Raw genomic sequence first — 21,257 nt, forward strand, 5'->3', positions numbered from 1 at the left:
CCTTTCTTGTGATTAATAGATTGGCTCATATTTTGTTACATCATACTGAATAGATTTTTGCGAGTTCTCAAGGGACTCGCTTTTTTTTGCCTAAAATTCAGTCAATCATTAAAATTCAATAGTTTACAGAGTTAAACGCCGAAGCATGATCAAGGCTCGATCATGCTTTCTACGGATCTAGCTCTGGTGAGATTCTGATTTGATGCTTGATCGAGAAGGGCTTGATCAGTGGAGATGGCGTTGAATAATTCCTTGATCATCGTTTCGGGGATGGGTTGCCATAAAGCGTACATGCGACTCGATCAATTTTTCAGACTCTGCTTTCCAACGTGGTTCTTGCTGTTGGTTCGTAAACTCCAAAGCCAATACACACAAGTGTTGTAGCCGCTGTGTACACCACTCTTGCAATCCTGCTTCTGATTTTGGGTCACATGACACCGCTTGCAGCTTACTGTAGGCAAACATTAGGTATTGGTAGGCTTTATCTTGATGGCTTGAGCTGCTGGCCTCCTGCGAAGCCAACTCCGGATTCGATGAATCCGCGAGGTGGCGATAGAAAGTAAAGATTCTCAGGCATCCGTCTAGCCAACATGCGATGCCTTTGCTCTGCTCATCCGTGATCAATGGCCCCCAGAGCGCATCTGGAGGCGTTAAGATCAAAGGTTCTAACCGGTCCACTTGATCATGCTTTCGGTCTTTGTACCAATCTCCGATCCGCTCTAACCAAGTGTCTAGTTCATTCATGCAACGTTATCCCACTGTTTTACAAAGTGATTATCAGAAACTTGTTTGATTTCATGCTGTATTTCACTGCTCTGCTCTCGAATACGATCAGCGTCTATTGAATAGTTTGGCTCATTTTTGACGAGTTCGCCAAATGGCAGATCGGGATCTGGTACGGCAGAGATCAACAACTTAGTGTACGGGTGTCGTGGATTGGTTAAGATCGACTGGGTTGATCCCCATTCGACGATCTGTCCTTTGTACATAACCGCTGTCTCTTCTGCGATGTAATGTGCTGTGGCAAGATCGTGGGTTATGTACAAAAAGCCAATCCCCAACTCTTGCTTCATTTTTTGAATCAGGTTCAACACGCCAAGTCGAATCGAAACGTCCAACATCGAGGTGGGTTCGTCAGCAAGAATAACCTCAGCGCCAACGGCCAGTGCTCTCGCTAGGTTAACCCTCTGTCTTTGGCCTCCACTGAGCTCGTGCGGGTATTTGGCGAGCGTTTCGATGGGTAACTCCACCAGCGTTAATAACTCTTTGAGGCGTTCTGTGAGAGCCTGTTTAGTGGCTACCTGTTTATGGATCTTAAGTGGGCGCGTTAAATGGTGCTCAATGGTGTGAGTGGGATTAAGTGAACCAAAGGGGTCTTGAAACACCATTTGCACACGGCTGCGATAATCCAAGATATCTTTACGGCTTTTCAGCGTAGAGATGTCTCTGCCTTTGAACAGTATCTCTCCCTCTGTCGCAGGGTAAACCTTGGTCATCAATCGTGCGCAGGTGCTTTTCCCGCAGCCTGATTCTCCGGCTAAGCCGAAAATCTCGCCTTAGCCTATGTGAAAGCTAACGGATTTGATTGCATTGAAAGAGGGGAAAATGAGAGTTGGATCAAACCACATTTCTTATGGGGAATCTTTTAAATATAATTGCAGAAAATGGCTTTGGCAAAGTTTAAATGAGGCATTTATTAATTAGCTTTGTGAAGCGTCGGAATCATCACACTTCAGTACAGAATTTCTTAACAAGCGAAAAAGCATTTGCTACAGATTACCTGTCCATTACATGGTGCTTTTCGGAGGAAAACATGTCCATTAATTCTATCAACCATGATGAAATGACAAATATTGCAAACAAGTGGGATGCTGAAGAAGAAGTATCTTTCAAACCAGAAAAGAAAATGAAGTCTGCTGAAGCTCGTCGTCGTATCGAGACTCTAAGAGAAATTAGAGAAAGCGGTTTGAGTCTGGAAGAAGCGAGGGAGCTAGGTCTTATTCACTAATAATCCCCATTGCATTTAGAAGGGTGGCACAACGCCACCCTTTGATTTATAAGTGTTTTTTCATGTTTCCTATCCAGATTTAATCAACTCCTTGATTCTTTGGCTCACTGTTCTGTTTAGCCTAACCCTTTTGATATTACGCTTTTCAGATGAAAAACACGCACATGGCATACTCTTGAGCTAAGTTGTTTGACAGTCATATTCAACGCCACTAATTTTAAAGTTAAAGCAAAAATATGCGATGTCGTTGGTAAGGAGAAGGCTATGTCTAATTCTGTGGCTCAAGCTAAAGAAGTGCTGTTTTACGAACCCGAAGATCCGAACGGATACCTGTCAAATTTTGCCGCTTGTCCTATCAAGGTGGGTGATCAAGTTTGGGCAACCAGCGAACATTATTATCAAGCGATGAAGTTTGCCTCCGAAGCGCTACGTAATACCATTTTGAAAGCCAGTACACCTGCTGAAGCGTTCTCTTTAAGTCGTGACTACGAAGACCAAGTTCGCGAAGATTGGTATGACATTCGTGTTGAAGTGATGCAGTTTATTGTGACGGAGAAGTTCAGACAGAATCCACAGTTTGCGCTGTTTCTTACCAATACCGGAGATTCGGTGATCAAAGAACATTCGCACAAAGACCACTTCTGGGGCGATGGCGGCGATGGAACCGGCGAGAACCATTTGGGTAAGATTCTGATGGCAGTGCGTCACCAGCTTCGCACTCAGCAACTGCATTTGATTGCTTCGCACTGATTCGTCGATTCAGATAGCGGCATGCTTATGATTACTCCTTAGACGCATTTAAAAGGCCGCCCTGCTATCTAGTATGAAGCAGGGCGGCCTTTTCGGTTTTAGAGAGTCAGGCATCAACGAGAGTTAACGTACGTGACTAAGCTATGCGTTGATAAGTTCTACGTTACGCTGGTGCTATAAGTAACTCTGTACGATGTCGTCAAGCTGTCCATCGTCTTTCATTTGGTCTAGGCGTTGGTTGATGAAGCTTTGCAGCTTAGGATCCATCTCAGGGTCAAACGCCAAATGGATAGGGTAGTTATTGATGACAGAACCAAACTCATGCATCTGGTAATCATCAATACTCAGTTTTTGCTCGTTTAGGTTGTATTTGATTCGTGATTCCATTTCCACAAACACGGTGTCGCCAGGTGCTCGGTTCAGGACACGAAACGCAGCAGTGTAATCTTTTACTCGAATCTCGTTGAGCTTGCCCTGTTGGATATAAGGTTCCAAGTTCGGATACTCAAATCCTTTCAGCAATACCACGGCTTTCCCATCGAGATCATCGATTGTATTGAACTCAAATGGCTTTTTACCGCTGCTGAGTAATACGTGTTTTACATTGTAAATCGGGTCTTCAGATAGGTTCGCAGATTGAATATTCCCCCAACTAGGGCTGCCATAGGTAACCCAGTTTGGATTCTCTCTCGCATCGAGCTTGTCGATCATTCGATTAAAAGGGTAGGTGTGGTAGTTGATCTCATATTGGCTGTCATCAAACACGGCTTCCACAATATCTGAAACAATTCCTCTGTGAGATGACCCGTCAGTTTCGATTTGAAAAGGTTGCGCTTGGCTCGCAATAATGTAGTAGTGAAGAGGTTCGCTTGCAGAAGCATAACTGCTTGAAAACAAACTGACTATGGATGCAACGATAAGATGTTTTTTCATAACCTTCCCTAGTTATTTGATGAATGACTACTATTATACTAGTTGAGTAATTGTAGTTTGCTAGGATAACAATAATGGTAATTTGTGTATGGTGACAAAAGGAAAACGCTACGTTGGACTCTCCCGACAGTTGATCGGGATGATAATAGCGATCAGTACCTTATTCACAGTTATAGTGACAGGTCTCGGGTTGTATGTAGAGTACCAAAGTCGAGTTTCTTTTATCAGCTCTCAGATCGAGCAGGTCAAGGCTGGCTACCTTTCTGGTTTAACGGCAAGTTTGTGGGTTGAAGATCGAGAGCAATTGTTTGTGCAAGCCGAAGGCATCTCTCGCCTCCCTTCGGTCAGTTACCTTCTTATCGAAAGTCCCGATGAAAAAATTCTAGAGTTAGGTCAAAAGACCGAAGGCCAATCTTATTCTCAGTCTTGGGAAATGGTGCACCAGATGGGCGGCACAGACTTCCCGTTGGCGACGCTCACGGTGCAATCAGACTTGAGCATGATCCTAGATGACTTTGAAGAACGAGTGTTATTGTTGCTCGCCTTCGAAGCCGTTAAAATCTTCTTGTTGTCTCTCGTATGTTTAACCATCGTCTATCGTCTTGTCGTAAAACGTTTGATGACTATGTCTTCCCAAATCAACCAACAACAGGTCGAAGACAACAAACCGCGCTTTATAACGCCAACTCACTCTACTTACAAAGATGAGATATCGACTCTAGAGAGTAGCTATAACCGATCGGTAGAACGTATTCGTCAACAATATCAAGAGCTGGAAAAAGCCAAAGACGTTGCTGAGGTGGCCAACCGCAATAAAAGTGAATTTCTTGCCAATATGAGTCACGAAATCCGTACACCAATGAATGGGATTATCGGGTTGTCGTCTTTGCTCTCTGAAATGGATATGCCGAAAGAGCAAAAAGAGTACATCAACATGCTCAACACCTCTTCGCTTACGTTGCTCGACTTAATCAACGACATTCTCGATTACTCGAAGATCGAAGCGGGGCGACTAGAGCTTCAGCAAGAGCCGATGAAAATGATGGGCATTGCGGCCGACGTTGAATCAACCTTTCGAGTGAAAGCCGAACAGAAAGGGCTTCGATTCCAATTAGCGATCGACCCTAAGATCCCAACCATGGTGATTGGCGACGGTACTCAACTAAGACAAGTCCTAAATAACTTAGTAGGCAACGCGATTAAATTTACCGAGCATGGCCACGTCACGCTCTCGCTTCGTTTGGAAGAGGTGGTTGAGCCTGAGCAAAAACTCAGAGTGAGGTTCGAGGTTGTCGACAGCGGTATCGGTATTGCAGAAGACAAACAGAAATCGGTGTTCGATAAGTTTCAACAAGCCGACGGCAGTACCACACGTATTTATGGAGGCACAGGGCTTGGTCTAACAATATGCGAGAAGATAGTGACATTGATGGGCAGCAAGCTTGAACTCACCAGTGTTGAAGGTAAAGGCAGTACCTTCTATTTTACGGCTGACTTTGACCCGTGTTTAGAAGCCGATGAAAGCAATATCGATTTCAATAAGGTTTCGGTTCTGCTTGTGGATGATAGCCAGCTGAACATGCATATAACGTCTACACAGCTTCAATCCTTTGGCGTTAAGTCTGAGTGCTGTGAAACGGCAAACCAAGCGTTAGAGTTGGTTTCAGAGTCTGTGGCTAAGTCATCACCTTATGATCTCGTTCTGATAGACAAAGTAATGCCGTCCGTTGATGGCTTTCAACTGGCGAGAAGCTTAGTTGAACGCTTTGGTAGCGAGTGTCCCAAGTTAGTGATGATCTCTGCTGACCCTAGAAAGCAAGATGAAGCTCGTGCTAAACAAGTCGGTTTTGTTGCCTACATTGCGCGTCCTTACCAAGATAATCAGCTTAAATGGACCATCAGTGAGGTACTCGCGAGAGCGGCTGATACTTCAGTCTTCACCTATCCGAACAGAGGAGAGGTTGCGTTTAAAGACAATGAACCTGTGCCGTTAAGTAAACCTGCAGCGGTTGTTAAAGATGCTCCCATTGTCTCTGTAAACGCCACACCAGCCGATAAACAAGCTCCAATTCAAGCAGAGTCAAAACCTGTCGCAGTTGCCGGAGAATTTAGTGGTACAGTTTTAGTTGTTGAAGACTCGCGAGTAAACCAACAAGTCGCCAAGATGATGCTCAAGAAGCTTGGCTTTGAGGTTGATATTGCCGACAACGGTGAAATTGGTGTCGAGAAATTCAAAGCCAACGAATACGAGATGATTTTTATGGATTGTCAGATGCCGGTTCTCGATGGCTTCGAAGCGACCAAGCAGATCCGAGCGCTCGAAGAAGGGGCTGCAAAGCATATTCCAATCATTGCGCTGACGGCCAACGTCGTGCAGCGAGACAAGCATTTGTGCTTCGATGTAGGCATGGATGAGTTTTTACCTAAACCGGTTAACCAAGGCAAACTGAGAGAGATCGTAGCGAGTTTCTTGTCGAAAGAGACGGAATCAAACAAAGAACATGAGCAGCAAATTGTTTAGTTGAGTATATCTAATCTTACTTTCATTAAAAGAGTAATGAGGCGAGTTAGACACCGTCTTTTATGCCGTTGGTTATATTTGAAGTATCGTGTGAAAGAAATGACAAAGGTGGCCTGAAAAGACCACCTTTTTTGTTTGTGTCGGTTTGAACTTAGTCCCTATCTATTGCGAATGCAGACCATGCTTGACGTGTCGGCATCACTTCGACTCGGTTAATGTTGATGTGATCTGGCAAGGTTGCGATATAAAACATCTGCTCGGCAATATCCTCTGCTGACAACGGTGTAGTGCCTTGGTAAAGGTTGTCTGAAGCCGTCTGGTTACCTTTAGTTCTTACAAGAGTAAATTCCGTTTCTGCAATACCAGGGGAGAGGTCAGTCACTCGTACCCCTGTGCCTTGTAAGTCACAACGTAGGTTGTAACTGAACTGCTTTACGAACGCTTTGCTGGCACCATACACATGGCTTCCTGGGTAAGGCCACTGTCCGGCGATTGACCCAACATTGATGATTGAGCTTCCTGCGCCTTTTTTAATTAACGTCGGCAACAGCGCATGAGTAACATTAACCAAGCCTGTGACATTGGTATCGATCATAGTGTGCCAGTCTTTCAAGTCCACATCAGGCGCGCCTTCTGGTGCCAAAGCTAACCCAGCATTATTGACCAATGCGGTAATCGATGAAAATTCAGCGGGTAATGAATCAATGGCTTGTTTTACGGCGTCTGCGTCTCGAACGTCGAGTTGAATTACATGCACAGGCACCGTTAATTCTTCCTTTAGGTCGAGTAGCCTTTCGATTCGACGACCAGACAGCACTAACGACCAGTTATCTTCTGCGAAACGTTTTGCTGCCGCTTTGCCGAAACCAGAGGTTGCCCCTGTAATGAACGCTATCTTATCCATAAATACATCCTTCTAATTTGAAATTAACATAAGTAGTGCCATGCCGATCAAAATCGGCGCGGTCGTTGTTTTTTCAGACAAGTTCGGTACTGATAGATACAGTTTTTGCCCCAGTACATTGCCAATCAAAGCTGCCGGTAATAGCCATAAACCTGTGATGAACGATTCTTGGTTAAATGCGCCAATCCATATGAAGCCGGTCAGTGAAATCGCTGAACTCAGCAGAAAAAACACAATCGCGGTGGCTCTCTGTTCACTGGTTTTAATGGTCAGGTTCATCAAATACGTCACTAATGGCGGACCTCCTGAAGAAGCGGTGGTCATGCTAAACCCCGAAATGGCTCCCGCCCAAAACGCGTGTCGTTGGTGCAACCAAGTGAGGCGTAAGTCCAAAATAATCAGCGTGCCAGCGACCAAAGACATCATCGCGATAAAGGCCTTCAAGCCTGATTCCGATATCGTGCTAATGAAATACAGCGAGAAAGGCACCGCAACCAACATGCCAATACACAGCGGCGCAATAAGCCGGATATTGATGGTGGTTTTACTTCGCTTGAGCAGAGGAAAGGCACTTAAAAAGTCCAACAAGATAGCGATGGTTACCGCTTGCAATGGTGGAACAATAAAGCTGAGGGAAAGCGCTACGATAATCGCAAACCCAAATCCTGAATAGCCTCGAACTACTCCTGCAAACAGAATCAATGTCATCGCTAATCCTAATTCCACTCTTGCTCACCTCTTTGCTTTTGATATTGCTGCTGCGTTAATTAGCGTTCGATGAGACCTGTCTCGTCTGCCTTTCAATCTATTCACACCTAAGAGTTTTGAATAGAGCCAGATCGACGATTGGATTGGGTCAGGCTGTTTGTTGGATCGGGGATGAGACTTGGGCTGATGTACTGGCCCAATGTTTTGTTGAAACTGACACTATGACCTCCGCCCTGTTTGGGATGAAGATTATTCCATCCGATAGCGCAGCCTTTTCAATGTCGTGTTTTGTGTCTTTCATTCTCGAAGACGAGCCAAGCACGAGCGGCTGTGAATCTAGTGTTGTTAATGGAGACGATGAAATGGAAGTATCAACAGAACAGCTTGTGAACCAAGATATTATCGACCTCGACAAGAGCGTATTTCATTCTTGGTCGATTCAAGAAGCAGCGGAGCCTATCGCCATTGCGGGTGGGCAAGGATGCAAAATGTGGGACTACGAAGGTAAAGAATACCTTGATTTTAGTAGCCAACTGGTTAACACCAACATTGGTCATCAGCATCCACAAGTGATCAAAGCGATTAAAGATCAGGCTGATTCATTAGTGACCGTTGCCCCTGCGACCGCCAACCTCACTCGTGGTTTGGCGGCTAAGCGTATCTTGTCGAAAGCGCCAAGCTCGTTTAAGAAGGTGTTCTTTACCAATGCAGGGGCAGATGCCAACGAAAATGCGATTCGCATGGCGCGACAATTCACAGGGCGCGACAAGGTGCTATCTGCTTACCGTTCTTACCATGGCAATACAGGTACTGCTATTGCTGCGACGGGGGATTTTCGTCGAATTCCAAACGAGTATAGCCGTGGGCACGTTCACTTCTTCAATCCATTTCTCTATCGAAGCGAATTCAACGCGGCGACTGAGGCAGAAGAGAGTGAGCGTGCCCTGCAGCATTTAGAGCGAGTGATTGAATGCGAAGGACCAACGGCGATTGCGGCGATTATCCTAGAGACGATTCCGGGAACGGCTGGTTTTCTCATTCCGCCCAAAGATTACCTTATCGGCGTGCGTGAGCTGGCAACCAAACATGGCATTCAGTTGATATTCGATGAAGTCATGGTCGGCTTTGGTCGCACGGGTAAGTGGTTTGCGTTTGAGCACTTTAATGTCGTGCCAGATCTGATTACTTTCGCGAAAGGGGTGAACTCGGGTTATGTGCCGGCTGGTGGCGTGGTGGTCAGCGAACCGATCGTTGAGCACTTTAAGTCAAACTTCTTTATGGGCGGCTTAACGTACTCTGGTCACCCTTTGGCGATGGCTTCTATCGTTGCAACGCTCGATGTGATGGAGCAAGAGGGCATTGTCACACACGCTGATAACGTCGGTAACAGCGTTTTAGGGCCGCTTCTACTGAGCCTTCAAGAGTTGCACCCTATGATTGGTGATGTGCGCGGCAAAGGGATGTTCTGGGCTGTAGAGCTGGTGGAAGATCGTGAAAGCAAGACGCCTTTAAGCAATGAAAAAATGGGGCAATTGAAAGCACAATTGACCAAGCGAGGCCTGTTGACCTTCATTGTGAACAACCGCATTCACGTTGCGCCACCTTTGGTTATTCAGCCAAGCGAGATAAAGAAAGGCGTTAAGATCATTGATGAAGTGTTGTTTGAACTCGCTTCTTAATTCTTCAATAAGATAGCCAGCACAGCAACCAAGGCACTTTGACAAAGAATTCCCCGTTCTTTTCAACGTGCCAAACCTAACCTTCAGAAACGACAAAAGAGCATCGATTGATGCTCTTTTTACGTTTATTCACTAAATCACTTTGCTCAAACCGCTCTTAAGTGATGCTAGATCTTCATCGCCTCAGACAGCTCTTTGATACCGGGTGCGATCAGATCTTTGTCGATGGCGTGAAAGCCCAATCGAAAATAGGAATTGGGGTCATATTCTGACAATGCTTCACAACCCGATTCCGTTTCGGTATTCGTCATAAAGTGTGAATAGCCTGTCTCAATCAATATGCCCTTTTGGGCGGCTCGTGAAGCTAAACGCTGGCTATTGATGTGGCTGGGCGTTTGTAGCCACAGAGAGTTGGCCTGCTCGCTTTGAGCCAGTCGCTTGCAGTCAGGTAAGTACTTCAAGACAGCATCGTTGATCAGCTTCCAGCGCTGGCGAGTGTTTTCTCTAAAGCGCCTCACAAAGCTGTCGTAGTAGCCTTGTTCAATAAAGTGCGCTACTTCCATCTGAACACGGCTTGGCGCATGTCGGTACATCAAGCGACGCAGTATTCTAAGGTCGTAGATTAACTCTTCAGGTGCCACGATGTAGCCTAACCTCAAGCCGGGTGCCAGTAGCTTAGAGAAGCTGCTGACGTAGATGACTCTCCCTTCCTTGTCATTGGCTTTTAGCGCGGGTTTAGGATTCCACTCCACGTTGCACTCGGCGTCATAGTCATCTTCGATAATTACCGCGTCATTGGCTTTGGCCATTTCAAGTAACTGAGTTCGACGCTCATCACTCATGGTGACGCCGGTTGGAGCTTGATGGCTAGGCGTGACATAGAAGTGATCACACAGTGAAGAGTGCTCATTGAATCTCAATCCTTGTTCATCCACTTGATGCGGGTGTAACTGCGCGCCAGAGAGATTGAAGATGTGATTCGCTTCTTTGTAGCCGGGGTTCTCGACTCCGACTCGACTCTGATGGTTCATGAGCAAAGTCGAAATCAAATACAGCGCATTCTGCGAACCTAAGGTTATGAGGATCTCATCACTTTGGGCATGAATACCGCGCTGTGGGAGCACCCTTGTGCGTATCTGTTCGACCAGCATGTCGACGTCTTTATCGACCTTGTCGCAAAGCCAGCGGTGATCATGTGGGTCTGAGGTGACCTTTCTTGTCGCTTCTCGCCATTGAGCTAATGGGAAGTCATTGATAGAGGGTTGGCCAAAAATAAATGGGTATTGGTAACAACTCCAATGCGAGGGTTTGACGATGCGTGGGTATTGGCCCAATTGCAGCTTAACGCGTTTGCTCCAATCCGGTGCATTGTCGCTGTCGGCTGATTCAAAATGATCCAAACTCGCGTCGATAGTATCACTCGGGTTTTCATACTTTTCTGAAAGGTAATAACCACTGCGAGGCTTACTGATGAGGTAGCCATCGTCGAGCAAACTGTCGTACACCAAGGAGACAGTATTGCGTGAAACACCCAATTGGCTAGACAGCTTACGACAAGACGGAAGCGCTTGTTCAGCCGGAAAAATACCATTCAATATCGCCGTCACCAAATAGCTACGTACTTGTTCTTGCAGGCTTCTTTTGGAATCAAACTCGATGAAACAATTGTGATTTATTGCCATGAGATACAGTCCTTATTCTCAGTGAACCTCAGTCCAATTTGTATAAAAGAGCAAGAAATGCGCCAGAGTTCATATTGATGTTTTAAGAGTGTGTTTTGCTCTCTCTCAACCCCGAAAATTACGTTGTCCCAAACTAGAAAATCGTTCTGTCCCAACCTGAAAATTAAATTGGCTCTACGTCTCCGATGCATTCCGTTCATAAAGTAAAGGCAGGCAAATAATCTCGATAAGGAAAGCGTATGAAACAGGGAATGACGATGAAGGCATGGGTTTCAACAGCGGCAGCGACAGTTGTACTGGGTTGTTTTGGAGTCGCACAAGCATCGGAGCTTGCAGCCATCGAAAAGCAAGGCTTCATGAAAGTGGCGACAGAAGATAACTACTCTCCATTCAACTATATCGACCGCGGTAAGCCTGCGGGGATTAACAAAGATTTGCTTGATGAGTTACGTGAATATTCGAAGTTCGATATCGAACAAGAGATCTTACCTTGGACAGGACTACTCGCTTCGGTATCTGCGGGTCAATATGATGTGGCGTTAACTGGCGCGATCATTACCGATGCTCGCTTGAAGGCCTTTGATTTCACTCCACCTATCGCTTCAGCGCAGCATTACTTCTTAACCAGAGCTGACGCGGAAGATATTAATACGGTAGCCGATTTAGATGGAAAAACAGTGGGCTTACAAGCGGGCAGTGCTTTGCTAGAAAGGCTTCCAGAGCTCGAAGTGATGCTCGAAGCACAAGGCAAATCTTTGGGTAAAGTGGTGCAGTATCAATCCTACCCAGAAGCGTATTCCGACTTGGCAATCGGCCGAATAGACTATGTGATCAACAGTGTGGTTTCAGTTAACGAGGTAGTGAAATCCAAAGCGAAGGTGTTCAAAAAAGGCGAAGCAGTCTCTGGCCCAGGTTTCGTTAGCTGGCCAGTTCCTAAAGATAATCCTGAGCTTTTGGCTTACCTAACGGAATTCTTCCTACACCTTGAGCAAACAGGAAAAATGGCAGAGTTGCAGAAGAAGTGGTTCGGTGAATCGTTCGACCAACTCCCTTCAGAAGCCATCACTTCGGTTGAGCAGTATCACAAGCTAACAGCCGTTCAATAGATGAATAAGCATGCGCCGACACAAACAGTTAGCGGCTGTTTGTGTCCATGCCAATGGGTTCAAAGCGGTTTAACCCATGAGTCTTTGGCGCACAATCTATCGAAAGAAGTCGCTGATCAAAGAGGTCGTTTATGGATTATTACGCTTGGGAACAGTTACTACAGGGCGCGTGGGCAACGGCATGGATATCGGCAGTATCGATTGTATTAGGTGTCGTCATCGGCCTAATGATTGCCTTAGTTAGAATGATGAAAATCCCGTTTGTGGATCAAATGTTGGGTATCTATGTCAGCTGGGCACGAGCAACGCCTTTGGTGACACTGGCTCTGTTTATTTTCCTTTCTTTTCCGTCATTTGGCATCAATTTAGATAAACACGTTTCTGCTATTTTAGCTCTCACACTCAATACATCGGCATTCAATGCAGAGATTTGGCGCAATGCCTTTCTTAACTTTTCAAAAGGACAAATGGAAGCGGCAGAAGCCATTGGTATGAGACGTATCACTTATTTTCGCCGCATCATGTTCCCGCAAATGGTGATCATGAGCCTACCTGCGCTAGTCAATGAGATGTCGTTCTTAATCAAAGGCAGCCCAGCGATTGCGGTGATCGGCATCGTCGACCTAACTCGTGTCACCAATCGAATCTCTGCGGTTACCTATGAACCACTTGGGCCGATTCTATGTGCCGGTGCCATTTACATGTTGATTATTGGCGTGTTGGTGAAGTTGCAAGCTGTGGCTGAAAACCGAGCCACTTATCTGCAGCAATAAGTGTGGCTAGCAGTCATCTACCTCAGTCACAGCTATCAACAACAGCCACAGTTTAGCCGTCATGGCTACTTGGTCAGAAACACCATTTACCTGCTTGTGATGCGTTATTGAGCGGGTAAGTTTAAGGAGTAAATATGGAAGAATGGAATATTATCTGGCAACAAAAAGAGCTGTTTGCTTCAGGGTTTGTGACCACATTTTATCTTTTTGTTTCGTCTTCAATCTTGAGTTTCATCATTGGCATCAGTTTGTTGTATTGCCTCGAAAATTCAAAACTTGGTGTGAAGTACACCATCAATAGTTTGATAGGCATGATGCGCACTTTGCCGTTTCTTATCTTAGCGTATCTGCTCTATTACGGGCTGCCGCAGGTTGGTATTCGACTCGATGCGATTACAGCGGGAATCATCGCGCTAAGTCTCTATCACGGTACCTATTTTTGTGAGATTTTCCGAGGTGTTCGTAAAGGGCTAGAGCCAGGTTACATCGAAGCGGCGCACGCTTATGGCTTCTCTAAATTCAAAACCTTTACCCGAGTTATTACCCCAAATGTGTTGTTTAAGTCGGTTCCACTGATCACTAACCAACTCATCATCTGCTTAAAAGACACTGCGTTTCTTAGCATCATCACCGTCGCAGAAATTACCGCGGCCGCCAACAGTATTCAATCAACGTACTTCATCCCATTGAATGCGTTCATCATTGCTATCGCGCTCTACTGGGCTGTGAGTATTGCACTTGAAACCATCACCAAACAAATCCAAACCAAAGTTGAACTTAGAGGGCTTAGCCATGCTTAAACAATCAGAGATTATTGAAACGGAAGCACCGATTAACCCTTCTTCGAGCGTGAATTTGGAAGTAATTGAGTGCGAGCCACTATTGGAAGAACGAGAGACGATCATCAAGGTTGAAAACCTGTCGAAACAGTTTGATGGCATCGAAGTACTGCGAGACATCAACCTCAACATCAACAAAGGCGATGTGGTGAGTATTCTCGGCTCGTCTGGGTCGGGGAAATCGACGCTATTACGTTGCATGAATTGGCTAGAGCAGCCAGAACGCGGCACGATCTTCATGGGTGATGAACGCATTGGTATCAACTCTGAAACGGGTAAACCACTCAAATATAAAGAGCTGGCGAAACTTAGAGAGCGCCTTGGTATGGTTTTCCAAAGCTTCAACTTGTGGCCACATCTAACCGTGTTGCAAAACGTCATGGAAGCGCTCGTTCACGTTAAGAAGATAGCGAAATCAGACGCCGAAGAGATGGCTCGTAAGCAACTCGATAAGGTTGGGATGTCGCACAAACTAGAGAACTACCCAAGCATGTTATCGGGTGGGCAAAAGCAACGTGTCGCTATTGCCAGAGCTCTCGCGATGGAGCCGGATGTGTTGCTGTTTGATGAACCAACGTCAGCACTCGATCCTGAATTGGTCGAAGAGGTGTTGTTGGTGATGAAGAAACTGTCGCAAGAGGGCTACACCATGGTGGTTGTGACACATGAGATGGAGTTTGCGCGTCAGGTATCGGATCAGGTGGTGTTTCTTGAAAAAGGCATATTGATTGAAAAATCCAACCCAGAGAAGTTTTTCACTAACCCAGATTCATCAAGGGTAAGACAGTTCCTCAAGCTTGATTCATGAGTTAGATAGCTTGCACAGCTTCAAGGTTCGATCGTTAAAAAACTCCGTCAGAATTTGTCGGAGTTTTTGTATGTTAGCTTTTTCTTCCCAAACCTAAACTTAAGCCTAAAACTATACAAATGGCCATGTGGCGCTAACCAATACTATCAATATGAATCACCACAGAGTCCGGTCGCCAGTACTCCAACTCGCAGTCCATTAGCTCACCGTCTTGTTTGTAGTTCACTCGGCAGATCTTCAAAACAGGCTGGCCCTCTGCCAAATTCAGCGCCTTGGCGACATGAGCAGGGGCAGAAGTGGGAATCACATCAAAACGCGAGCGTTGGGTCTCGTAGCCGTATTTTTCTCGGTAGATTCCTGTTAGTGACATGGTGAGGTTTTCCGACAATACACCATCAAATAAGGGCGCTTTCAGTACATTTTCAACAAACAGCACTGCTCTACCATCAATAAAACGCAAGCGCTCAATCACGTGTATTGGCGTTATCTGCTCTATCTCTAATGCTTTGGCGTAATCGCCTGCCGCCATCTCTGTACGGGTGCTGAGCAGTCTGGTTTCTGCTATGCGGTGTTGTTCACGAATCATTTGATGAAAGTGAGAACGTGATAATGGGTTATAGCGAACACGTTCGGGTGACACATACCAGCCTCGGCGCTCTTCTCGGTATATCAAACCTTCGGTTTCTAATGAGACCAACGCATCTTTGAGCGTAATTCGTGTGGTTGAAAACAGCTCGCTGAGCTCTCTTTCGGATGGCAGTTTTTGCCCTTCGGTGAAGATGCCTGATTGAAGCTGCTCTCTAATGCTCGCCTTAATTCTGCCTAGCTGTGTCCCTGATTGCGCTGTAGCCAATGTTCTCATTACTGATCTAGTCCATAAGTTCGTGTGCCCAATAAGGTAAACCACGGAGTTAACAGGAATGTGACAGTAAACAAAGGCTTGCTGTCATATGAGTGAAATATAACTGCCACGGAAATGCATCCTAACTGTCAAATAACTTGTGCGAAAGCGTCACACTCTGGCGATAGCATACAAAACGAACTTACTGACCTAGTCCAGAGGGATAGAGACAATGAAAACTTTGCTTAGCCGTTCAACTGTATCGCCAGCCAAACTTATGGGTTCATCTACAAAGCTAATAGGTGCAACGCTAATAACGGCAACACTTTCAATGTCAGCGATGGCGAAGGATGCTGATCTTGAGTCACTGATTGAAGCCGCTCAAAAAGAGGGTGCGGTTTACAGTGTGGGTATGCCAGACAGTTGGGCAAACTGGAAAGGCACATGGACTGATCTGAAAGCAAACTACGGTTTGAAGCATCAGGATACAGACATGAGCTCGGCACAAGAGATCTCGAAATTTGAAGCAGAGAAAAGAAACGCAACCGCAGATATCGGTGACGTTGGTTTCGCCTTTGCACGTGTCGCTGTGCAGAAAGACGTAACGCAGCCATACAAGCCAACCACTTGGGATGACATTCCAGACTGGGCGAAAGACAAAGATGGTCACTGGGCTCTGGCTTACACAGGTACAATCTCGTTCATTTCAAACAATAACCTTGTTGAAGATGCCCCAAAATCTTGGAGTGACCTACTAGAAGGTGACTACAAAGTAACAGTGGGCGATGTCGGCGTAGCCGCACAAGCAAACAACGCAATTCTAGCGGCAGCATTTGCTAATGGCGGTGACGAATCGAACCTAAAACCGGCGATTAAATTCTTTGGTGAGCTAGCGAAGCAAGGCCGTCTATCTTACACCGACCCAAGCATCGCGAATCTTGAAAAAGGCGAAGTGGAAGTGGCAATCATGTGGGATTTCAACGCACTGAACTACCGCGACAAGATCGACCGTGAGCGCTTTACCGTCAGCATTCCACAAGATGGCTCAGTGATTTCTGGTTACACCACCATCATTAACAAATACGCACAAAACCCGAACGCGGCGAAGTTGGCTCGTGAATACATCTTCAGTGACCAAGGCCAAATTAACCTAGCAGAAGGTTACGCACGTCCAATCCGTAGCAGCGTTACGCTACCTCAATCAGTACAAGACAAGCTGATCTCTAACGATGAATACAGCAACGTGCACCCAGTATCTGACTTCTCAGCATGGGAAAAATCAGCACGTCGTCTGCCACGTCAATGGCAAGAAAGCGTATTGATTCACCAGCAATAACCCCGCTTAACACGCCACCTGTAACGGGTGGCTTATAGAAACAAGCAATAGAGAATAGACCATGATCAATAAGGTTATCCTTGTTGTTCTAGATGGACTGAACTATCAGGTAGCCCGTGATTGCATGGGCTACCTGAACGGTCTTCTAGAACTAAGTGATATGCATGAAAAGCAGGGCGATTTGCAGAATAAACAGAGCACTTCGCAGAGCACGCAAAAAAACAAGCTGCGCGCCACGCTTTACCCTGTGCAATGTGAACTGCCATCTATGTCACGCCCACTGTATGAGTGCATTTTAACTGGAGTTCGCCCTGTCGAGAGTGGCATCGTTAACAACCAAATCGTGCGTTTATCGAATCACGAGTCGATCTTTAGCTTGGCGAAATCGCAGGGCAAAGTGACGGCTGCAGCGGCATATCATTGGGTGAGTGAGCTGTATAACCGAGCGCCATTTGATGCTGTACGCGACCGTTTCACCAACGACGAAACCATGAACATTCAACACGGTTGTTTCTACCACTGGGATCACTACCCAGATGAAGCCTTGTTCTTGGATGCTGAGCACTTGCGCGTGACTCATCAGCCTGATTTTTTACTGATTCACCCAATGAACATTGACGACATGGGACACAAGCATGGGCTGGATTCTCGCCAGTACCGTAATAGTGCTCGTGGCGCGGATATCTACCTATCGAACTACCTTGAGAAATGGGTAGACGATGGTTATCAAGTGATCATCACCAGTGACCACGGCATGAACAATGACTTGTCTCACGGTGGCATTCTGCCTGAAGAGCGTGAAGTGCCATTCTTTGTGATTGGCGATAAGTTCACACACCAAGCTTGTTCAGTGAAACAGACCGACATCTGCGGCAGCGTGTGTCAGTTACTCAATCTAGAACACGATAAATCTTACACTCAGGAATTGTTGGCCTTATGAGCAGTTCTGTAATCACGCAGAGCGATGGCTCTGCGCTTCAACCCAAAACCAAATCTTTGTTTCAACGCTTCAAGCCCGCCTTGTGGCTTGCGCCTTTCGCACTGTTTTTCTATCTGTTCCAACTGGCACCTATGGTTTGGGTGCTGATCAACAGCTTCTTCTACGATGATGAGCTCTCTCTCGAAAACTACTCTGAGATATTCGATTCTGCCTTCATGATGCAGGCTTTTGGCAACAGTTTATGGCTGTCGATTTGGTCGAGCATTGTTGGCTTAGCGATCGCGACTCTGCTCGTTTCTTCACTGCGCCGCGTTGATTCTAAAATCCGCGATGCGGTGATTGCGTTTACCAACATGAGCAGCAACTTCTCAGGTGTGCCTCTGTCATTCGCCTTCATCATCATCTTGGGCACCAACGGTGCTATCACCTTATTGCTCAAGCAGTATGGATTACTGGGTGATTTCGACCTGTACGGCAAGTGGGGCTTGCTGGTGATTTACATCTACTTCCAGATCCCATTGGCGGTGTTGTTGCTCTATCCAGCGTTTGATGCTCTGAGTGACGACTGGCAAGCCGCTTCGGCACTGCTTGGCGCGAAAACTTGGCAATACTGGACCAAAATCGCGCTGCCTGTGTTATCTCCGGCTTTGTTCGGCACCTTCATCATCTTGATTGCTAATGCGATTGGCGCCTATGCGAGTGTGTATGCGTTGACCTCGGGCAACTACAACGTGATTACGATTCGAATTGCGAGCTTGGTATCGGGCGACCTGTTCCTAGAACCAAACCTGGCTGCCGCAATTTCCGTGATTCTGATGGCGATGCTGGCCTTCATCACCGTGATTAACCAATGGCTGATCAGCAAAAGCTACGCAGGGAAGAGAAAGTAATGAACACCGTAAATACTCGCTTTCATAAAACGGTTGTCTATTCGATTGTCGGCATCATGATGATTCCGATCTTAGCGACCTTTATCTACTCGATCTCCTCGCGTTGGGGCGCCACTATCCTGCCGGATGGCTTCACGTTAGATTGGTACATCAACCTGCTGACGGATCCTCGCTTCTTACAAGCCTTTGGTCGCTCACTGTTTATCTGTGTGGCAGCGCTGTCATTGAGTGTGGTGTTGGTTCTGCCTGCGATTTTCGTGGTGTTTTACTATTTCCCGAAGCTCGACAAGGTGATGAATATCCTGATCTTATTGCCATTCGCTGTGCCACCCGTGGTGTCGTCGGTTGGCTTGCTTCAGCTATATGCCGATAGTGAAATTTCCTTGATAGGCACACCGTGGATCTTGATTGGTACTTACTTCACCATCGCGTTGCCATTCATGTATCGCGCGATTGCCAACAGCTTTGAAGCGATTAACCTGCACGATTTGATGGACGCGGCACACCTGCTTGGTGCAAGCACTACCAAAGCGTTTTTATTGATTATTCTGCCAAACCTTAAGAAAGGCTTAATGGCGTCGCTGTTCTTGTCGTTCTCGTTCCTATTGGGCGAGTTCGTGTTCGCCAACATCTTGGTGGGTACACGTTACGAGACACTGCAAATCTACCTATACAACATGCGTCAAACCAGCGGCCACTTCACGTCAGCCCTTGTGATGACGTACTTCCTGTTTATTTTCTTACTGACTTGGTTGGCAAGTCGTTTCAGCCAGGGAACAAAATAATGAGCTATGTAAATGCGAAAAACCTTACCAAAAGCTTTGGTGACAACACGGTGTTTGAAGATATTGAATTTTCCATCGAGAAGGGCGAATTCATTACTCTGCTTGGCCCAAGTGGCTGTGGTAAATCGACTCTACTGCGTAGCTTGGCAGGTTTGAATCCGGTCGATGGTGGCGAGATCTGGGTCAACGGTGAAGAGATAACTCACCAAGTGCCGCAACAACGTGGCATCGGCATGGTGTTTCAATCTTATGCCCTGTTCCCTAACATGACGGTTGAAGGCAACATTGCGTTTGGCCTGAAAATGAAAAAGCTTGCTGCTGACGAGATTAAACGTGAAGTGGCGAAAGTGATTGGGCTGGTGGAATTAACGGGCAAAGAGAAGTTCTACCCGCATCAGTTATCGGGCGGTCAGCGTCAGCGTGTCGCCTTGGCAAGAGCCTTGGTAGTGAAGCCGCGTATTTTGCTACTTGATGAGCCGCTTTCGGCGCTGGATGCGAAGATCCGTAAACACCTACGCCAACAGATCCGAGATATTCAAAAAGAGATGAATCTGACCACGATCTTCGTGACTCATGATCAGGAAGAAGCGATGATCATGTCTGACCGTATCTTCTTGATGAACAAAGGCGAGATCGTACAAGCGGGGACACCCGAAGAGATCTACACTCAACCTGCCAATGAATTTGTGGCTGGGTTCATGGGACACTACAATCTGGTGCAAGCGAACAAAGCCAAGCAACTTTTCAATATTGAAACAGAATGGAAAGTGGCGATTCGACCTGAATCTATCTACGTGAAAGAGCAAGGCCGACAATATGGCGAACATATCTCTGCGCCGAAAACGGGCACCATTCGTAACCACCAGCTCTTGGGCAACGTGATTCGCTACCAGGTAGATGTCGATGAATGTGAATTAACGGTCGACTTATTAAACCGTTCCTCTGAACGACTATTGGCAAACGGCAGCCAACTTGAACTCCTGTTTAACCTAAACGAAATTCAACCTGTGAGAGCCTAAGATGTTCAAACCTTTGTATGTATTTGATATGGACGAAACGCTGATCAATGCTGATGCAGCAATGCTTTGGAATGAATTCTTGGTTGAAAAGGGCATTGCCACTGCGCCCAACTTTATTGATGAAGATAAACGCTTAATGGGCCTGTATTCGGAAGGTAAGCTGAACATGGAAGATTACCTCACGTTCGCTATGCAGCCACTCGCGGAAATGCCAACAGAGCAAGTCACCGCCTTGGTGGAAGAGTGTGTTGAGCAGCATATTTTACCTAGGCAGTTTAAACAGTCGAAACCTTTGATTGAGCAGCTAGAGAATGATGATATCGATATGTTGATCATCTCTGCCAGCGTGACTTTCTTAGTAGAAGCGGTCGGCCGTAAGATTGGTATCGAGAATGCACTCGGTATTGATTTGGTCGAGAACCAAGGTCGTTTCACGTCTCAGATCTCAGGTGTACCAAGCTACCGTGAAGGCAAAGTGACGCGTTTAAAAGAGTGGTTAGATAAGCAAGAAACCAATTACTCAGACATCCACTTTTATACCGATTCAATCAATGACTTACCTTTGTGTGAACACGCTGATTTTGCCTATTTGGTGAATCCGTGCCCGCGTTTGAAAGCGTTAGCCGATCAACCGAATTGGTCGATTCTCAACTGGGACTAACGCTGATCCCATCTTTGAATTATGTTCGCTTTAGAACGAAAAAAGCCGCTGATGAATGAAGTGACCCCGTAAAG

20 protein-coding genes and 1 pseudogene are annotated in these 21,257 nt (G+C 46.2%); 14 read left to right on the top strand and 7 right to left on the bottom strand.

Annotated features, from left to right (window positions below; all coding sequences use genetic code 11):
- Positions 1 to 225: 225 nt before the first annotated feature.
- Both AB4161_RS08965 and AB4161_RS08970 read right to left on the bottom strand, forming a co-directional pair.
- Positions 226 to 744: a hypothetical protein gene (locus AB4161_RS08965; protein WP_017061216.1), complete on the bottom strand. Its 519-nt coding sequence runs from the start codon at positions 742 to 744 to the stop codon at positions 226 to 228.
- A pseudogene (locus AB4161_RS08970) lies at positions 741 to 1,628 on the bottom strand (ABC transporter ATP-binding protein). The gene AB4161_RS08965 and the pseudogene AB4161_RS08970 overlap by 4 nt, the downstream one beginning before the upstream one ends.
- A gap of 185 nt (positions 1,629 to 1,813) precedes the next feature.
- Here AB4161_RS08970 and AB4161_RS08975 point away from each other — a divergent pair.
- Positions 1,814 to 2,008 carry a hypothetical protein gene (locus tag AB4161_RS08975; protein ID WP_017061218.1) on the top strand — a complete coding sequence of 65 codons (195 nt, stop codon included), beginning with the start codon at positions 1,814 to 1,816 and terminating at the stop codon, positions 2,006 to 2,008.
- 189 nt (positions 2,009 to 2,197) lie between these two features.
- Positions 2,198 to 2,758, top strand: coding sequence for an NADAR family protein (locus AB4161_RS08980; RefSeq protein ID WP_372083239.1), 561 nt, complete (start codon positions 2,198 to 2,200; stop codon positions 2,756 to 2,758).
- Between the two features lie 174 nt (positions 2,759 to 2,932).
- Here AB4161_RS08980 and AB4161_RS08985 read toward each other — a convergent pair whose 3' ends face one another.
- On the bottom strand, positions 2,933 to 3,691 hold the full coding sequence (locus AB4161_RS08985; RefSeq protein ID WP_136974558.1) for an ABC transporter substrate-binding protein: 759 nt from the start codon (positions 3,689 to 3,691) through the stop codon (positions 2,933 to 2,935).
- Positions 3,692 to 3,779: 88 nt separating this feature from the next.
- Here AB4161_RS08985 and AB4161_RS08990 point away from each other — a divergent pair, with 88 nt between their 5' ends.
- Positions 3,780 to 6,212: a response regulator gene (locus AB4161_RS08990; protein ID WP_372083240.1), complete on the top strand. Its 2,433-nt coding sequence runs from the start codon at positions 3,780 to 3,782 to the stop codon at positions 6,210 to 6,212.
- A 151-nt stretch (positions 6,213 to 6,363) separates the two neighbouring features.
- Here AB4161_RS08990 and AB4161_RS08995 read toward each other — a convergent pair whose 3' ends face one another.
- Positions 6,364 to 7,116, bottom strand: a complete 753-nt coding sequence (locus tag AB4161_RS08995; protein ID WP_017061222.1) for an SDR family NAD(P)-dependent oxidoreductase — start codon at positions 7,114 to 7,116, stop codon at positions 6,364 to 6,366.
- A gap of 12 nt (positions 7,117 to 7,128) precedes the next feature.
- Positions 7,129 to 7,824, bottom strand: a complete 696-nt coding sequence (locus tag AB4161_RS09000; protein ID WP_372083249.1) for a sulfite exporter TauE/SafE family protein — start codon at positions 7,822 to 7,824, stop codon at positions 7,129 to 7,131.
- A gap of 362 nt (positions 7,825 to 8,186) precedes the next feature.
- Between AB4161_RS09000 and AB4161_RS09005 the strand changes: the two genes are divergently transcribed.
- Positions 8,187 to 9,503: an aspartate aminotransferase family protein gene (locus AB4161_RS09005; RefSeq protein WP_069595314.1), complete on the top strand. Its 1,317-nt coding sequence runs from the start codon at positions 8,187 to 8,189 to the stop codon at positions 9,501 to 9,503.
- Between the two features lie 167 nt (positions 9,504 to 9,670).
- Here AB4161_RS09005 and AB4161_RS09010 read toward each other — a convergent pair whose 3' ends face one another.
- On the bottom strand, positions 9,671 to 11,185 hold the full coding sequence (locus AB4161_RS09010) for a PLP-dependent aminotransferase family protein (RefSeq protein WP_372083241.1): 1,515 nt from the start codon (positions 11,183 to 11,185) through the stop codon (positions 9,671 to 9,673).
- 239 nt (positions 11,186 to 11,424) lie between these two features.
- Between AB4161_RS09010 and AB4161_RS09015 the strand changes: the two genes are divergently transcribed.
- The 4 genes from AB4161_RS09015 to AB4161_RS09030 all read left to right on the top strand — a co-directional run bounded on the left by AB4161_RS09015 (position 11,425) and on the right by AB4161_RS09030 (position 14,711).
- Positions 11,425 to 12,291 (top strand): transporter substrate-binding domain-containing protein, encoded by an 867-nt coding sequence (locus AB4161_RS09015; RefSeq protein ID WP_372083242.1) that lies wholly within the window; start codon positions 11,425 to 11,427, stop codon positions 12,289 to 12,291.
- A gap of 131 nt (positions 12,292 to 12,422) precedes the next feature.
- Positions 12,423 to 13,064, top strand: a complete 642-nt coding sequence (locus AB4161_RS09020; RefSeq protein WP_017066356.1) for an amino acid ABC transporter permease — start codon at positions 12,423 to 12,425, stop codon at positions 13,062 to 13,064.
- A gap of 134 nt (positions 13,065 to 13,198) precedes the next feature.
- On the top strand, positions 13,199 to 13,864 hold the full coding sequence (locus tag AB4161_RS09025; RefSeq protein WP_372083243.1) for an amino acid ABC transporter permease: 666 nt from the start codon (positions 13,199 to 13,201) through the stop codon (positions 13,862 to 13,864).
- The gene (locus tag AB4161_RS09030) at positions 13,857 to 14,711 is read left to right on the top strand and encodes an amino acid ABC transporter ATP-binding protein (protein ID WP_050653104.1); all 855 of its coding nucleotides are present in this window, start codon (positions 13,857 to 13,859) and stop codon (positions 14,709 to 14,711) included. The genes AB4161_RS09025 and AB4161_RS09030 overlap by 8 nt, the downstream gene beginning before the upstream one ends.
- A gap of 133 nt (positions 14,712 to 14,844) precedes the next feature.
- On the opposite strand, the gene AB4161_RS09035 is transcribed toward AB4161_RS09030, so the two are convergent.
- Positions 14,845 to 15,573: a UTRA domain-containing protein gene (locus AB4161_RS09035; RefSeq protein WP_017071257.1), complete on the bottom strand. Its 729-nt coding sequence runs from the start codon at positions 15,571 to 15,573 to the stop codon at positions 14,845 to 14,847.
- 211 nt (positions 15,574 to 15,784) lie between these two features.
- Here AB4161_RS09035 and AB4161_RS09040 point away from each other — a divergent pair, with 211 nt between their 5' ends.
- The 6 genes from AB4161_RS09040 (at position 15,785) to AB4161_RS09065 (ending at position 21,183) form a co-directional block, all read left to right on the top strand.
- Entirely contained in the window at positions 15,785 to 16,888 is a 1,104-nt protein-coding gene (locus tag AB4161_RS09040) for an ABC transporter substrate-binding protein (RefSeq protein ID WP_372083244.1), read from the top strand.
- Positions 16,889 to 16,949: 61 nt separating this feature from the next.
- The gene (locus tag AB4161_RS09045; RefSeq protein ID WP_102397956.1) at positions 16,950 to 17,828 is read left to right on the top strand and encodes an alkaline phosphatase family protein; all 879 of its coding nucleotides are present in this window, start codon (positions 16,950 to 16,952) and stop codon (positions 17,826 to 17,828) included.
- Positions 17,825 to 18,718, top strand: coding sequence for an ABC transporter permease subunit (locus tag AB4161_RS09050; protein ID WP_102397957.1), 894 nt, complete (start codon positions 17,825 to 17,827; stop codon positions 18,716 to 18,718). Before AB4161_RS09045 ends, AB4161_RS09050 begins: the two co-directional genes overlap by 4 nt.
- On the top strand, positions 18,718 to 19,503 hold the full coding sequence (locus AB4161_RS09055) for an ABC transporter permease (protein WP_004732591.1): 786 nt from the start codon (positions 18,718 to 18,720) through the stop codon (positions 19,501 to 19,503). The genes AB4161_RS09050 and AB4161_RS09055 overlap by 1 nt, the downstream gene beginning before the upstream one ends.
- On the top strand, positions 19,503 to 20,522 hold the full coding sequence (locus tag AB4161_RS09060; RefSeq protein ID WP_372083245.1) for an ABC transporter ATP-binding protein: 1,020 nt from the start codon (positions 19,503 to 19,505) through the stop codon (positions 20,520 to 20,522). Before AB4161_RS09055 ends, AB4161_RS09060 begins: the two co-directional genes overlap by 1 nt.
- Before the next feature lies 1 nt (position 20,523).
- Positions 20,524 to 21,183: an HAD family hydrolase gene (locus tag AB4161_RS09065; RefSeq protein ID WP_372083246.1), complete on the top strand. Its 660-nt coding sequence runs from the start codon at positions 20,524 to 20,526 to the stop codon at positions 21,181 to 21,183.
- Positions 21,184 to 21,257: the final 74 nt, after the last annotated feature.

The organism is Vibrio sp. 10N.286.51.E5 (genome assembly GCF_041469125.1).
Lineage (GTDB): Bacteria > Pseudomonadota > Gammaproteobacteria > Enterobacterales > Vibrionaceae > Vibrio > Vibrio crassostreae_C.